17 protein-coding genes are annotated in these 15,775 nt (G+C 37.4%); 2 read left to right on the forward strand and 15 right to left on the reverse strand.

Translation table 11 applies throughout. The features are described from left to right. Positions 1-97 precede the first annotated feature (97 nt). Together ACN0NP_RS02360 and ACN0NP_RS02365 are read left to right on the forward strand one after the other, a co-directional pair. Positions 98-901: a peptidylprolyl isomerase gene (locus tag ACN0NP_RS02360; protein WP_423217482.1), complete on the forward strand. Its 804-nt coding sequence runs from the start codon at positions 98-100 to the stop codon at positions 899-901. Between the two features lie 123 nt (positions 902-1,024). Continuing rightward, a complete protein-coding gene (locus ACN0NP_RS02365; RefSeq protein ID WP_027968458.1) occupies positions 1,025-1,678 on the forward strand; it encodes a metal-dependent transcriptional regulator in 654 nt (217 codons plus the stop codon). Positions 1,679-1,715: 37 nt separating this feature from the next. Here the strand turns inward: ACN0NP_RS02365 and ACN0NP_RS02370 are convergent, their stop codons facing one another. The 15 genes from ACN0NP_RS02370 to ACN0NP_RS02440 form a co-directional block, all read right to left on the reverse strand. Beyond that, entirely contained in the window at positions 1,716-2,408 is a 693-nt protein-coding gene (locus ACN0NP_RS02370; RefSeq protein ID WP_423217483.1) for a 5'-methylthioadenosine/adenosylhomocysteine nucleosidase, read from the reverse strand. Between the two features lie 63 nt (positions 2,409-2,471). Beyond that, positions 2,472-2,798 carry a cell wall synthase accessory phosphoprotein MacP gene (gene macP / locus ACN0NP_RS02375; protein WP_423217484.1) on the reverse strand — a complete coding sequence of 109 codons (327 nt, stop codon included), beginning with the start codon at positions 2,796-2,798 and terminating at the stop codon, positions 2,472-2,474. 1 nt (position 2,799) lies between these two features. Then, positions 2,800-3,348 carry an NUDIX domain-containing protein gene (locus ACN0NP_RS02380; RefSeq protein WP_074566781.1) on the reverse strand — a complete coding sequence of 183 codons (549 nt, stop codon included), beginning with the start codon at positions 3,346-3,348 and terminating at the stop codon, positions 2,800-2,802. Between the two features lie 183 nt (positions 3,349-3,531). Next, positions 3,532-4,917: a bifunctional UDP-N-acetylglucosamine diphosphorylase/glucosamine-1-phosphate N-acetyltransferase GlmU gene (glmU, locus tag ACN0NP_RS02385; RefSeq protein ID WP_074566782.1), complete on the reverse strand. Its 1,386-nt coding sequence runs from the start codon at positions 4,915-4,917 to the stop codon at positions 3,532-3,534. Positions 4,918-5,045: 128 nt separating this feature from the next. Next, positions 5,046-6,008: a Gfo/Idh/MocA family protein gene (locus tag ACN0NP_RS02390; RefSeq protein WP_423217485.1), complete on the reverse strand. Its 963-nt coding sequence runs from the start codon at positions 6,006-6,008 to the stop codon at positions 5,046-5,048. Between the two features lie 82 nt (positions 6,009-6,090). Next, on the reverse strand, positions 6,091-6,534 hold the full coding sequence (locus ACN0NP_RS02395; protein WP_423217486.1) for an ASCH domain-containing protein: 444 nt from the start codon (positions 6,532-6,534) through the stop codon (positions 6,091-6,093). Between the two features lie 101 nt (positions 6,535-6,635). Next, a complete protein-coding gene (locus ACN0NP_RS02400; RefSeq protein WP_074639460.1) occupies positions 6,636-7,334 on the reverse strand; it encodes a 3-oxoacyl-ACP reductase in 699 nt (232 codons plus the stop codon). Next, complete coding sequence (locus ACN0NP_RS02405) at positions 7,327-7,563, reverse strand: DUF2829 domain-containing protein (RefSeq protein WP_004232906.1); 237 nt, start codon at positions 7,561-7,563, stop codon at positions 7,327-7,329. Before ACN0NP_RS02405 ends, ACN0NP_RS02400 begins: the two co-directional genes overlap by 8 nt. A gap of 71 nt (positions 7,564-7,634) precedes the next feature. Beyond that, positions 7,635-8,468, reverse strand: a complete 834-nt coding sequence (locus ACN0NP_RS02410; protein ID WP_423217487.1) for a hypothetical protein — start codon at positions 8,466-8,468, stop codon at positions 7,635-7,637. Then, a complete protein-coding gene (locus tag ACN0NP_RS02415) occupies positions 8,452-8,790 on the reverse strand; it encodes a PadR family transcriptional regulator (protein WP_074566787.1) in 339 nt (112 codons plus the stop codon). The genes ACN0NP_RS02410 and ACN0NP_RS02415 overlap by 17 nt, the downstream gene beginning before the upstream one ends. 590 nt (positions 8,791-9,380) lie before the next feature. Then, positions 9,381-10,613, reverse strand: a complete 1,233-nt coding sequence (locus ACN0NP_RS02420; RefSeq protein WP_423217488.1) for an aminoacyltransferase — start codon at positions 10,611-10,613, stop codon at positions 9,381-9,383. A gap of 202 nt (positions 10,614-10,815) precedes the next feature. Next, on the reverse strand, positions 10,816-12,816 hold the full coding sequence (gene metG / locus ACN0NP_RS02425) for a methionine--tRNA ligase (RefSeq protein WP_024343690.1): 2,001 nt from the start codon (positions 12,814-12,816) through the stop codon (positions 10,816-10,818). A 150-nt stretch (positions 12,817-12,966) separates the two neighbouring features. Further along, positions 12,967-14,628, reverse strand: coding sequence for a hypothetical protein (locus ACN0NP_RS02430; RefSeq protein WP_423217489.1), 1,662 nt, complete (start codon positions 14,626-14,628; stop codon positions 12,967-12,969). Positions 14,629-14,707: 79 nt separating this feature from the next. Then, positions 14,708-15,346, reverse strand: a complete 639-nt coding sequence (locus ACN0NP_RS02435) for an SdpI family protein (protein ID WP_423217490.1) — start codon at positions 15,344-15,346, stop codon at positions 14,708-14,710. Beyond that, complete coding sequence (locus ACN0NP_RS02440; protein ID WP_423217491.1) at positions 15,333-15,614, reverse strand: autorepressor SdpR family transcription factor; 282 nt, start codon at positions 15,612-15,614, stop codon at positions 15,333-15,335. Before ACN0NP_RS02440 ends, ACN0NP_RS02435 begins: the two co-directional genes overlap by 14 nt. Between the last annotated feature and the right edge of the window lie 161 nt (positions 15,615-15,775).

A 15,775-nucleotide genomic window follows, 5' to 3' on the forward strand; every position in this document is an offset into this window, starting at 1 on the left:
CATTATACCATTTTTTAGACTTTTAAGTCATCAGCTTCGATTTGTGATAAAATGTAGTCATTAACAGTTTTTAAACGTTTTCTTTATAGGAGGAATCATGAAAAAAATTTGGAAATTTGCTCTAGCAGCACTATGTCTAGCAAGTTTATCTGGATGCGAAAGCATGACACGCGCTATCCGCGGAGACGAGTATGTGGATGCCAAAATTCAACAAAGTGCAAACGAATCTTCTTCAAAACAATACGCAAAAGATGTCCAAAAAGCACTAAAATCCGATAGCTCTGTCTTTCCTCAATTATCATCAGAAGTAGCTAATGATGAAGCTGAAGTGATTATGCACACTTCTAAAGGCGACATCACACTCAAGCTTTTTCCGAAATACGCTCCGCTAGCAGTGGAAAATTTCTTAACTCATGCCAAAAAAGGGTATTATGACAATCTTCTTTTCCACCGTGTTATCTCAGATTTCATGATTCAATCAGGTGACCCTAATGGAGACGGTACTGGGGGTGAATCTATCTGGAATGGTAAAAATGCAAAAATCGATTCTGGTAATGGCTTTGCAAATGAAATCTCGCCATATCTTTACAACATCCGCGGAGCACTCTCTATGGCAAATGCTGGCGCTGATACCAACGGTAGTCAATTTTTCATTAATCAAAACCCTACTGACCAATCTTCAAAACTCTCAAACGATAGCTATCCAAAAGCTATTATCGATGCTTATGCCAAAGGTGGAAATCCAAGTTTAGATGGCAATTATACTGTATTTGGTCAAGTTATTAATGGCATGGATGTCGTTGATAACATTGCTAGCGTTGAAACTGACAGCAACGACAAACCATCTACTGATATTACTATCACAAGTATTGAAATCGTCAAAGATTATCAATTCAAATAAATTCTGTAAAGCAAGTTAGAGGTTCCTGACTTGTTTTTTTCAAAAAATCCCTATCTAGCAAGCAATTGGCACCATATTCAAATGATTTTTTTGCTATAATAGAAAGACAGAAAGTGAGAGACTATGACACCTAATAAAGAAGATTATCTAAAATGTATTCACGAACTTGGAGAAACCAGAACCAAAATCACCAATAAGCGAATTGCTGCCTCAATGGAGGTTTCAGCACCAGCCGTTACTGAAATGGTTAAAAAAATGATTGCTGAAGAGCTCATCATCAAAGATAAAGAAGTAGGCTACTACCTCACTCGCAAAGGGTTATCACTCGTCTCAAAGCTCTACCGTAAACACCGCCTTATCGAGGTCTTCTTGGACAGCTATCTTAACTACAGCCCAGATGAAATTCACCAAGAAGCTGAGGTACTTGAACATACCGTTTCAACAACCTTCATCGACCGTCTAGAAGAAAAACTAGGTTTTCCTGAATTTTGCCCGCACGGTGGTACCATTCCTAAAAAAGGCGAACTCTTAATCGAGGTCCATAATGAAACCCTTAGCCAAATCGAAGAATTGGGAAGTTATCACATCAGTCGTACCCATGACGAAGCACGTCTACTTAATTACTTGGCAGAACATGGACTAAAAATCAACGATGTCGTTGAACTTGTTAAAGTTGACGATTTTGCTAAGACGCATACTCTCGCGTATGGTACGAATCAACTTGTCATCCCTGAAAGAATCGCTGAGCAGATTTACGTGCAAAAAATCAATAACTAATAAAAAAAGCCAAAGGTAATTAACCTTTGGTTATTTTTTATGCTAATTTTTCAAGGAAAGCCATCAAGATTTTAGCTGATTTTTTACCAGCTTCAATGATGAATTCATCAAATGTAATATTGGCATCATGAGCTGCTGTGTCAGACATGGCACGAACAACGATAAATGGTTTGTGCAAATTATGAGCTGCTTGCGCGATAGCTGCACCTTCCATCTCAACCGCTTGAACAGCTGGGAAAGCTGACTTAATAGCATCAATCTTATCTTGACCAGCAATAAATGAATCACCCGTAGCAATCAAACCGATTTTACTTGTCATATTTGCTTCACTCAACACTTGTTCAAAAGTCTTAACAAAAGTATCATCTGATTCAAAGTAAAGTGGTTGTCCAGCCATTTGACCGTATTCATAGCCAAATGCTCTGACGTCAACATCGTGGTAAACCAATTTGTCAGCAACAACGACATCACCAACGCTCAAGCCTTCTGCCACAGCACCTGCTGAACCTGTGTTGATAAGGGCATCAACACCAAAATGGTCAGAAAGAATAGCTACAGACATAGCTGACATAACTTTACCAATTCCTGATTGAACAAGGACAACTTGGTGTTTTCCTAGCTGACCTTCATAGTATGTATTTCCCAAAACATCATGTTCAACTTTGTTTTCCAAATGGCTAACAAGAAGTTCTAATTCTTGCTCCATTGCTGCGATAATTCCAATTTTCATAATAACAACCACAGGAAACTAACACCAAAAACGTGTCAGTAAACCTGTTTCTCCTTCTAATTTTTATAGGTTAAAGACTGCGAAAAATAGAGCCATCAACAATAAAATCACAATAAACATTATTAGATTTAGTTTTCGTTGAAATTTACTACGTTTCGCATTTTCAATTCGACGACTTTTATAAACGTGCTGGTTATCGCTTTTACGTTCTTTCAACTTATCCAAGAAACTTCTTGATTCTTCTTGTTCATAAGGCACATAAGTATCTAGCGTATCAAAGCGATCTGTAGAGATAATTTTCGTCTCTTCGTTATCTTCGTAATCATCGTAAAAAATTTCACCACGGTTAGCACGCTCAATGATTTCGTCTGTTAAAAGTGGTTTTCCCATTTTATCCTCCAAAATGCAGAGCATAATATTGAAGAGCTATGATTGTTTTAGCGTCTTCGATTGCTCCAGATTTGACCAAATCCATACATTCTTGGTAGGTTAATTCAAGAATTTCTAAAACTTCATCATCATCTTGTGGACGTGGATTTGGTACTTTTTGCAAATGAGTTGCTTGATAAAGCTTAATCTTCTCATTACAAAAACCAATGGCTGTATAAAACTCATGAATTTGTTTTAAATCGCCAGAATATCCTGTTTCCTCTTCTAATTCACGTGCAGCGGCTTCTTGTTCAGAACCATTTTCGCCGATTTCGAGTTTACCAGCAGGGATTTCATAAGAAACTTTTTCAATAGCCTTACGATATTGTTTAACCAAAATAATTTTATTCTCATCAGTTACAGCTAAAACAGCAACTGCTCCGCGGTGAAAAATCAATTCACGTTTGGCTTGTCCTAGATTATTTGGTAACTCAACATCATCGACAACAACTTTAATCACATGCCCATCAAAAATCTCAGTTCGTTTGAGCGTTTTTTCTTCAAAATCCATACTCAGTAATCTCCCTTAAAATATTTCCACATTAAATTTTACTACAAAGTCCCAAGAATTGCTATTCCAATACGCTTAAACTGCTGAAATATCCGTGAAATCTACTTAATTTTTCTAAAAAATAGAAAAAGAGGATGAGCTTGTCATCCTCTTTTCAAATGCCAAAAAGTTTAGCAAAAATGATTATTTTTTCTTGTTGTTTGGATGGTGTGGTTTGTTTAAAGCATAGCCAGCTTTGTTAACTTGACGACCACGTCCAATAGCAAGCGCATCTTTTTCAACATCTTGATAAATTGTTGAACCAGCTGCTGTGAGGGCATTATCACCCAATGTCACTGGAGAAATAATTGTTGAGTTACTTCCAACAAAGACATTGTTTCCGATAGTTGTGTTAAATTTATGTTGGCCATCGTAGTTAGCAATGATTGTACCAGCTCCGAAGTTAACATCGTGACCAGTCGTTGTATTTCCAATGTAAGTCAAGTGACCTGCTTTTGTACCTTTACCAACAGTTGATGATTTCACTTCAACGAAGTTACCAACGTGAACTTTTTCTTCAAGTGTTGAATCAGGACGTACGTGAGCAAATGGACCGATTGTCACACCATCTTTAACGACAGATTTTTCAATCATTGAATTTGTGATAACAACATTTTCACCGATTGTAGAATCAACAAGGTAAGTACCGTTTGTCAAAACAGAACCAGAACCAACTTTAGTATTTCCTTTAAGGGTTACATTTGCTTCAATCATAACGTCAGGTGCAATTTCAACATCAACATCGATGTAAGTTGCTGCTGGATTTTGGAAAGTAACACCATTAACCATATGTTTTTTGTTGATACGACGACGCATAATGTCTTCTGCTGTCGCAAGAGCTACACGGTCATTAACCCCAAGACTTTCATCGAAATCATGAAGAACATATGCTCCAACTTTTTCACCAGCGTTACGGAAAATTGAAATAACATCAGTCAAGTAGTACTCACCTTGAGCGTTGTTTGTGTTGATGTTTTTAAGAGCTTCAAACAAGCGTTTGTTATCAAAAACGTATGTTCCTGTATTGATTTCTTTGACTTGACGTTCATATTCAGAAGCATCTTTTTGTTCAACAATCTTAAGCACTTCACCATTTTCATTACGGATGATACGTCCATAACCGAATGGATTTTCAGCAGTCGCTGTTAAAATAGTTGCAACATTTTTGTGGCTAACGTGAAATTCAATCAATTCTTTCAAGCTTTCGCCAGTGATAAGTGGTGTATCACCTGCGATAACAAGTGTTTGACCATCAAGACCAGCCAATTCGTCTTCTGCCATCATGACAGCGTGACCAGTACCAAGTTGTTCTGTTTGCATGACAAATTCTGATTTGCCAGCTAAAACTTCACGAACCATTTCTGCTTTATGTCCAATAACAGTAACGTTTTTTTCTGGATTCAAAGCTGATACCGCACGGAAAACATGTTCCAACATTGTAATTCCTGAAACTTTATGAAGAACCTTAGGAAGGTCAGATTTCATACGAGTTCCCTTACCAGCTGCTAAAATAATTGCATAATTTGACATGATTTCATTCCTTAAAAAATAGAGTAGATTTGTAAGTTAACTAAAAATTTTCAATCAACTTACACAAGCTACTCCATTATATCACATTTACCGCCTCAAGGCTTAATTTTATAGCATCTGCACCTTAACTACATGCTCTTAACAGCTTCGTCCAAAACTTCCATGACTAGACGGCTGTGGTCAAGTGCTAATTTTGTTGCTGCCATATCTTTGTGTTCGATAATGGCTTGAAAGGCTACAAACTCATCATGCATACGATGATTTAAGGAATTTTCGTTAATCATTGTCATACTTTGACCGTTTAGGGCTAGAGACAATTCTGGCATACTATTAGTTGGTCCAAGTACAGCAATAGAGCCTTTATTTCCTTGAATAGTTGACTTAATGTCAGCACTACAATCTTTAGCACCAATACAAGCAGCCTTGAAATGTCCATAATCCATAATCAAAATTCCTGAAGTGTCCACATCGCGTTCAACATTTGCCAAGTACTGAACTTTTTCAGGTTTACCAAACAAACCAACCACCAAGTGAATGTTATAAATATTGAGATCACGTAGTGCTCCACCACCTTTTGCTGGGTCAAATGCTGGCGCAATTTCACCGCGTTTAAAGGCATCGTAACGAGATGAATATTGTGAGTAATTGCACTCGACAATCTTGATTTCACCAAGTTTTGAAAGATTAGCTTTGATAGAAGCAAAATTGCCAAGGTATTGGTTAGTAATAGCTTCAAGCAAAATTCGATTTTCTTGCTCAGCTATTTTAGCCAAATCTTCGAATTCAGCCAAAGTAAGTGTAAATGGCTTTTCACAAATGACGTGTTTGCCAGCTAGCAAAGCTTTTTTAGCGTAGTCATAATGCAAGTGATTTGGAAGGGCAACATAAACCGTATCCACATCTGGATTTGCCAAAACGCTATCGTAGTCGCTGCTAGCTTGACTAATCGCATAAAGCTCAGCTAGCTTTTCAGCCTTTTCAATGCTGCGCGGTGTTGATAAAATCGCTGATAATTCGATTCCATTAATTTCTTTTAAAACTGGTAAAACCTCTTCAACGATTTTTCCTGTTCCTAAAATAGCTAATTTCATGGATTTCCTCCTAATTAATGTCTAAGCACAGTTTAGCACATGTTCGTTTTTCAAACTGATACTATAACAAGTAATTGTCATACTAAAGTGTGGGATAGACCACTTCAAATTCTTCAAGAACAATTTGACTATCACTGTTAAATATCAGACCGTATTCATTGTAATAAGGTTTGAAAAAGTTCTCGTGGACATCACGCCAATAAGCTAATGTCCTATCACCTTCGCCTTCTTTGAAAGCGTGCTCTGCTGACACCTGATTAAATGGCACAACAGAAACTTTCTTGATTTGAATGATACAAACTGCTTGGTCTTGACTGTCGAGAACCACATCATAAGACCCAACCTCAGGTAGCGGGTCATTATCAACAGCGTATAAATCATAAGCCGACGCTGTCGCTGTTTTTGTTCCTTCAAGGACTAGCTGCGCTAACAAATCAGCTTCTACTCCAAATTGCCAAGCATCAATATCATCTCCGATTGAAGGATTTATTTTTTTGTATTTATTCCAAAGTTCTTGTGCGTTCATAAGCTTTCTCCTGTTCTTTTCTGTCTTACTTCAATTTACAAGTTCGACAGAGAGCAGCCTATGGTTTTCTCCTCTTCATTTCTGAAGTCTCCTTATCTCTATTATTTCAAACTCCAGCCACCATCGATTTTGATGATTTCACCTTGCATAGATGTGGCTTTTCCTGATGCTAAAAATTCTGTCAAGTCAGCAATTTCTTCAGGCTTGCTCCAACGTCCAATTGGTGTTTCTTGGGCGACCCAGTCAGCCAAGCCTCCTGGTTCAAAATCGCTAGCTGTCATGGCTGTCTTAACCGCACCTGGTGCAATACCAAACACTTGAATCTTGTCTTTAGCATAGTCAAGTGCAAGCTGGCGCGTGAAACCTGCAAGTGCATGCTTACTAGCTGTGTAAGCTGCTCCGCCCCCACCTGCAATAAATGAAGCAATCGAGCACATGTTAATGATGATACCTGATTTTCTCTCTACCATTTTGGCTAAATAGTGGCGTGTGATTTTGACTGTCGCAAAAAAATTTGTCTGAAACACACGCTCGAGTTCATCATCTGACACTTCAAGTAGTGGCTTATAAGCGTCGAGAATTCCAGCGGTGTTACACAAGATGTCCACGTCCTGAACAAAGTCGTAGAGCGCAGCTAAATCCGTCGTCAAATCTAACTGTAGGAAATGAAAGTTTTCATTTTGAATCTCAGGCGCTTGTGATTTATCAACGCCGTATACCGCACAGCCATTTTCTAAAAAAAGTCGTGCTTGCGCAAGTCCGATACCTGAACTCACACCTGTGATGAGTACTTTAGTCATGAACTTCAACCCAGTCAGTAGCTAGGACGTCACACGGAGTTGGTGACCACATTGAAAAACCTTCGCCCTCACCTGATACATTGATGAGGAAGTATGGTGTCACTGGAAGTGCCACACCATTTTGCTCGATGCTGTCAAAAAGCTGAACATAATTTTCTGCTCCGCCCCAGCCAGTACGCACATATTTTTTCTTAGCCTTCAAACCAGGCAAAATCTCTTCAAAAGTCATTTTTTCTCTCCTTGATAATTAATACCACTAGTATACCAAAAAACGAGCCCTAAGGCTCGTTTGCTTCTTAATTAAATATCTTTTTTCATCAATAGGTATGACTGACGATAAAAAGTGATAAGTCCAAGGAAAATAACGAACAATGGTAAAATGGTCACCACAAAGACATTAGTTAATTGAAAAGCATTCGCTGAAAATCTGATAATACCGCATAGAAAAAAGGCAATCAGAGGTGTAATAAATGTCCTTGTGACTTGGTCTCTTCTACAAAACATAATACCCAATCCGCAAAGAAGCGCAGCAAGAGCTAGGCTGATAATCGTAGGTAAAATTATTCTTGGACCTGTCACCCAGGCTTCAAGTTTAATTTTTAGAAAAATGAGGACAATAAACATTAGGATTAGAGCAAGAAGAGCTCCGTATTTTATTACTCTATTTTTCAAAAAAGTAAAGCAATAGACGCTTCTTTTAAAGATGTAAAAAATAAAGCAAACACCAAGTACGCCGAAGAGGATATCACTCAAATAACCAACTAAGTTCAAAGTAACCAGTCCATGCGAGGCAAAATCACTCCAAAAACGGAAATAGCACAAAATACCAACGATTATTCCTAAAGGTTTAGCAAGACTTAATTTAGTGGCTACATTAGATTCTTTAATCAGGTCATCCACCATTTGCTTCGGTTCATCCCCAAAATAATCCACAGCAGAAACGCCATCGGCTTCAGCTGCTTTCAGATCCAAAGCTAGTTGAAGAATAAGCTGGCGAATAGCAATTTCATCTCTAAAGAAACTTGAAACTATCATGTATTCTTGAATTTTTTCAAAAAAGTCTCTATTCTCGGGCTTTAAACTAACAACGATGTCTTCTGTTTGGTGATAGTAATTATTAAGAGTATTTTGCATTCGTTCTATCCTCCTCTAAATTTGAAACCTTATTTACTAATCCATGCCATTCATCCCAAAAATCTGCTAAATACATTTCTCCTTTTACCGTTATTTGAAAATATTTTCGTGGTGGACCATCTGGAGAAGGTTTCATACATGACATAATCATTTCCTTCTTCTCCAATTTTTGCAAAAGTGGATAGACCGTTCCTGCAACAATATTGGTAAAACCAGCCGCTTTCAATCGCTGAACCAATTCATAGCCATAAATATCCTCTTTGGCAATGATTTGAAGAACACAACCGTCTAACACCCCTTTTAGCAACTGTGTTTCGCGCATACCAACCTCCCTCTTTTTTTGACTAGTATGTATTACAAACTAGTTAATTTACTATCATTGTAATACATTTTTACTATTATGTAAAGCAAAATAGTAAAAATAAAAAAATCAACCCAAGATAGGTTGATTCTAGATATTGACAAAGCTACTTTTTACTAGAAATAAGTTACAAAAATTATTATTTCTAGTTAATTTCAGAATTATTTGTGAGTAAAGCGAACACAAAAGCGATACTTCCTGCCGTGGTGAAAATGGCTGAAATATTAATAAAATCAGCCATCCGTAAGTTTTGAGGGGGTGGTACAAAATCCCAATATTCATAGTTCGTTGTCCCCCCCCGCACAGTTGACTAGGTTGGTCGCAATTTTGCGAAGCAAAATGAGAACTGCCAGTCAACCACTGCGACTCTTAGGAATTCCTTGGATTCCTTCAACAGTCCACTGGACTGTCGAACCTGCCGACGGCTCAAACCATACAGTGGATGGTTTGAGGTCTGAGCCTAGAAATAAAAAAGCGAGGAACTTAAAGAAAGTATCAAAAAAAACTTTTTCTCCAGTCTAAACAAATCTAATATAGGTTGATTTCATAGGTTATCGTCCTAAGATTTTCTTTAAAAGCGTGATTGCTTTATGCAGCATTGGTCGTGGATAGTAGCGGAAAGTTCCCATTTTGCGGACAATGTAACCATTGAAGTTTTGTTTGAAACGAAGAACACCATCGCTGCCATCGAAAATTCCTTGAATACCAAGGAAAGTATAGAAATTAATGCCACGTTTCAGTGCTTCCGTCATAACATGTTCTTGAAGGGCAACAGGCGCATAAAATTTATTAAATTCGGTATATGAACCACTGAAAAGATAAACAGCTTCTTGTGGTGTATAAACGAAAAGACTTCCTGCCAAAACCACATCCTCTGAACCATGTTTTTGAATCAATTCTTTAGCTTCTTTAAGGCGAACATCAAAAGTTGCAATTTGCTTATCAAGTTGTGCTTTTTGTTTATTAACCTTGGCTGAGTTGACCCCTTCAGCAATCTTTTGATTCAAAACTGCCAAGTCAGCTGCAATTTTATCATGACCAGCCTGCACATTTTTGAGATAATCTTGAAAATTAATTGTCGCAATCATGAACTCACACTTATCACCAAAACTATCATAAAAAGCTTCATAATAATCTAACGGTTTATCTGTATATTCACGGCGTTCAGATGTTGATGCTGTGATTTCTTTAAAGATGTGAAGTTCATCACGGGTTAATTTGCGCACTTTAATTCCAAATGAATTTGTCTTGTTAACAAGTGGGCGACCTTTTTTACTAAATGATTTACGAAGCGTTTCAGGTGTTAATCCTGACAAATCCTTCACGTAATGCCAGTCAGGCTCACCTCCTGGATAGCCTGTCTGAAGACCGTCATAACTGTATCCCAAATCAGTCAAACAGCTAATCAATTCAGGCTTTTCATCATCGTTTGGCTTTCCATGACTGTCAAAACTTTGGTAGGTGTCATATGGCTTAACAATCAGTTCAAAGGCACCATTTTCCTTAGCATAAACTTTTAATTCCTTATAAAATTCAGAAAGGTAAGCTGTACTTGTCGAAGCTGGTCCAGAATTGATTTCCATGTGAAGTCCACCAGTCATCGGCATACTGTAAAGCACGCCAGCCACCTGAATAGCTCCATCTGCTTCCAATCCTAAAAATGTAATGTCAAAGCCACGTTTTTCGAGTAAATCTGCCATTTCAACAGTTTGCATAAAAGAACGTTCTTTAAATGTCGTATTTAATGTTTCATAATCTTCTCTCGATAAGATTTTCAATGTCATTTTACACGTTTCTCGATTCTAACAAATTCTGTTTCTTGCGCTACTAAAAATATCAAATGAATCTTAATTGAAAATTAATAAATCATTTTCAGAATTTCCACTATCTTTTCAATTTTCTTTACATTTGAGAGCAATATAAATACTCAGCTTTTGCGCTAAAAATGCACAAAAGCTGAGTATTCTGTTTATTAATTTTTAATGATTAACCGATTTGGCTACCGTTTGGTACACTTGGGTCAACTGTAAGAACAGTCAAGTTACCGTCATGTTCAGCTGATAAAATCATACCTTGGCTAAGAAGTCCCATCATTTTACGTGGTTTCAAGTTAGCTACGATTTGTAATTTTTTACCAACAAGTTCTTGTTCGTTTGGATAGAATTTCGCAATTCCTGAAAGGATTTGACGGTCTTCACCATCACCAGCATCAAGACGGAATTTAAGAAGTTTTTCTGAACCTTCAACTTTAGAAACTTCTTTAACTTCAGCGACACGGATTTCTACTTTGTCAAAGTCGTCAAATTTAATAGCTTTCTTTTCGTTTTTAAGTTCAACTTCTGCTGGATCCCATTCTTTTTCTTCAGCAACTACTGCACCTGCACCCATGTTCGCTTTGATGTAGTCAATTTCAGCTTCCATATCAAGACGTGGGAAGATTGGTGTTCCTTTAGCAACAACTTTCACACCTTCTGGGAATCCTGACAAAGCAAGATTTTCAAGGTCAAAGTTAGCTCCAAGACCAAGTTGTTCCATGATAGCATTTGATGTTGTCATCATGAATGGTTGGATAAGGTGGGCAACCACACGAAGGCTAGCTGCCAAGTGAGCCATTACTGCTGCTAATTCATCACGTTTAGCTTCATCTTTAGCAAGTACCCAAGGAGCTGTTTCATCAATGTATTTGTTTGTACGTGAGATGATACTCCATACGGCATCAAGTGCACGTGGGTAATCAACTGCATTCATTTGTTTGTGGTATTCAGTGATTTTTTCAGCGACAAGTGCTGCCAAGTCCGCATCAAATTCAGTCACGTTTTCAACATAAGCTGGCACTTCGCCACCGAAGTATTTATTAATCATGGCAACAGTACGGTTAAGAAGGTTACCAAGGTCATTTGCTAATTCATAGTTAATACGTCCAACGTAATCTTCTGGTGTAAATGTTCCGTCTGAACCTACTGGAAGTGAACGCATGAGGTAGTAACGAAGTGGGTCAAGACCGAAACGTTCGACAAGCATTTCTGGATAAACCACATTACCTTTAGATTTAGACATTTTACCGTCTTTCATGACAAACCAACCGTGGGCAATCAAGCGTTCAGGCAATTTCATGTCAAGCATCATAAGCATAATTGGCCAGTAAATTGAGTGGAAACGAAGGATATCTTTACCAACCATGTGGAAGACAGTTCCGTTCCAGAATTTATCAAAGTTTGCGTGGTCTTCTTGACCATAACCAAGTGCAGTTGCATAGTTAAGAAGGGCATCAATCCATACGTAAACAACGTGTTTAGGATTTGAAGGGACTTTAACACCCCATGTAAATGATGTACGGCTGACAGCCAAATCTTCAAGACCTGGTTCGATGAAGTTTTTAATGATTTCGTTCATACGACCATCAGGTTGGATGAAGTCTGGGTGTGCATGGAAGAATTCAACCAAGCGGTCAGCGTATTTCCCAAGACGTAGGAAGTAAGATTCTTCAGAAACCCATTCAACCTCGTGTCCAGAAGGAGCGATACCTCCGATGACTTTTCCGTTTTCATCACGGAAGACTTCTTCTAATTGGCTTTCTGTAAAGAATTCTTCATCTGAGACTGAGTACCAACCAGAATATTCACCTAGATAGATATCATCTTGTGCCAACAATTTTTCAAAAACTTCAGCAACAACTTTTTCATGATAATCATCAGTTGTACGGATAAATTTATCATATGAGATGTCAAGCATTTTCCAAAGTTTTTTAACATCAGCAGCCATGCCGTCAACGTATGCTTGTGGTGTGATGCCAGCTTCTTCAGCTTTTTGTTGAATTTTTTGACCGTGTTCATCAAGACCAGTCAAATAGAAAACATCATAGTTCATCATACGTTTGTAACGTGCTAAAACGTCACAAGCAATTGTTGTGTAAGCAGAACCGATGTGAAGCTTACCAGATGGGTAGTAAATCGGTGTTGTAATATAAAATGGTTGTTTACTAGTCATTTTCTTTCCTTTCAAATAGGAGCAAATGAAACTCCTTTATTGATAACACCTAATTATAACACAAATTTATGGCTGATTATAGGCTAAATGCTGGGGCATACGAAAAAATCGTATTAAAAAGACTGAGAATACCATCTCAGTCTTCATATATTATTTTTCAGTTGTGATTTCAAATTTTGTTAGGTAATTATCCTTTTGCAGTTCACCTTTGAATTGATCACCGACTGTAAGGAATGGAAGACTGTCTGTTGTGTCAGTCGTTGCCTTAACTTTGTAAATTTCTCCAGATGAAGAAATGTAATAAACTGTTGAACCTGAAATCATCTGACTAGCTAATTTATCAACAACTCCAGTGATTACCTTAACTTTTTCAGCAGATTTGCCAGAATTCGTTGTAACACCAGATAAAGCTGATGTGTCAGAATCTGTGAATTTTGCAATCAAAGTCTCGATATCATTGTCAACGGTAACTTGTTGATAATCTTCAGCATCAACAATCGCATAAGATTTGACCAAACCAGCAGCATCTTTAAGAGAAACAAGATAGTAAGCTTTGCCGTCTAATTTTACAAGTGTCGGAGCTGTTGCTTCATAATGTTTTTCTTGAACTTCACCTTCTGCTGATTCTTGCGCAGCAGTTTCAGTCGCTGATGCCAATTTATAATTTGTCACTTCACGCGTTCTCATGTTAACCAAGATAAATCCAAGGTTTGATGAGTCCGCAGTTGCTGATGTAATACCTGTATAAAGGTAAATATCTGAACCAATTGAAATGTAATTGTAGATATCAGTTGTCTTTTTAACGCCAGTTTGACTGAAAACTGTGTTCCAGAAACCTTTTTGATAAGTGTAATAATCATCAACACGACTAATAACGTTATTAGCTGAGAAGACACGGTCAACCCAATCGGGAATATCCTTGAGGTCATAACGTTTCGTTTCACCTGTCACCGCATTAAGTAAGATAGCACCTGTCGGGTCGCTAGAACTTAACATGAATTTAGGTTTGTAAGTCGTTGCAACATAGTAAGGATTGCCTTGATCATCAACTTCAAATGATGGATCCCCAAAAATTGCAGTTGGATATTTTAGGCGTAGATAGCGGAGCGTATCATTGAAGAAGTACTCAGAATCAGAGTATTTCATTCCTTTATCAAGTTTGACAAGTTCAGCTTTACCAGTCGTTTGGTTAACTTTGACATAGTAACCAATACCTTCTTTGTGGTTAGAGAACCATTTCCAGAAAGATTTGTATTCAAGAGGTGAGACACGGTAGGGCTGCTCACCAATTGTCACTTGACGATAATCATTTGAAATGCCAAATTGAGAAACTTTATCAATAGTTCCAAGATAAGTATCACCAATTTTCTTAGCTGATGAGCGGTCAAGCAAAGCTAAGTGTGAAATATCTGTTTCTGGGAAATCTGATGTGAAATCAGCATCTTTTACTTTAATAACGTTAGCGTAACTTTTTGCTCTGAACAATCGAGAGTTAAAGAAAGACGAAACGCTTAATAATAGAACAATCCCCACAATAACAGCACCGATAAGTGACAAGGTTTTACCATATTTTGGTGTTGGGGTAGAGACGACTTTGCGCACACGTGTCCCAGGCATTTGAACAGTAACCTGCTGAAATTTTCCTGTCAAAGACAACAAAAGCACAGCTCCAAAAGCTAGAGCTAAGCCTTCTAAGACAAATGCCCAAAAACCAGTACTAAGCGGGTTAAGTGGTGGCAAAAACATCCAATAACTAGCTAACATGACAATAAACCAGAGAGCTAGCAAACAATATGAAATTGTCTTTTTCATAAAATAAATCTCCTTTATTTTGTCCTATCATTATAACACAATTAAACAAAATTTTATCAAAAAAATAGCCTCTGAAGAATCAGAGACTATTTTTTCGACTAAGAATAAATGAGTACACTATGGGACCAACAATCATAACCGCAATTACTACTCCCATCACGTAAGGCAAAGCCACTTGAATAAAACTTTCAAGCAAGATAATCAAGCCACCAATCACCCACAATTTTCCTGCCATACGATGAGTTTTATACCAGTTTTTATCATCGGAAAGCGTCCAAGGAATACGAATACCAACTGTAGCATTTCGTTGTATCTTAGGAAGATAATTACCGATCACGATAAAAACAATCGCTAGAAAAGTTGTGACAAGTGTTGGACCACTCTTAATAAAACCAAGTGCGTTAGCATAGATTGATCCTTGAATAATCAAACTCAAAACTGGAATCAACCAAGTATAAAATCTTCTCATTTTTGCTGGAATATTGACTTTTACAGATTCTTTTTCAAATGATGCCAGACAAATAATTTGAAAAAGAAGAAACAATGCTGGAAAAGCAAAAAGCGTAAAAAGCTTGCTGCTATAACCATCTGCTTGACCATCAATTCCAAAATGAGTCGGGATTTTTTCAGGAAGTTGATTCCAGAAAATTGCTCCAATCACCATTGGCAATGCAATCACAAGTGCTGTCATCAAAAATTCTTTATTAATTTTTTTCATTTTTCGAAGACTCCTTTAAATCAGCTAACCAAGCCATAACATCCTCTAAAACCGAGGTAGACAATTCATAATAAATAAAATTCTTTTCTCGTTTTTCAACAACCAATCCAGCTTTTTTCAAAATGCTAAGATGATGCGAAATCGGTGCCCAAGCTACATCAAATTGCTCTGAAATCTCACCAGCCGTCAATGATTTTTTCTTTAATAAATTCAGAATTTCTCTTCGGATTGGATGCGACAAAGCTTTAAATGTTTCAGCAAATGCCATAATGTTCCTCCAAAGTTTAGGTATTTAGATTTTTTTCTAAATAGATTGTACCACTTTTTTCCAAAAATGATATAACCAAAAGCATTAGAATCGCAAGCATTCTCTTTTTTTGCTAAAATAGAAACTAACGATTAAACTTTTAGAAAGAAGAGACTTCTAAA

The sequence above is a fragment of the Streptococcus equinus genome (genome assembly GCF_049393805.1).
GTDB classification, from domain to species: domain Bacteria; phylum Bacillota; class Bacilli; order Lactobacillales; family Streptococcaceae; genus Streptococcus; species Streptococcus equinus.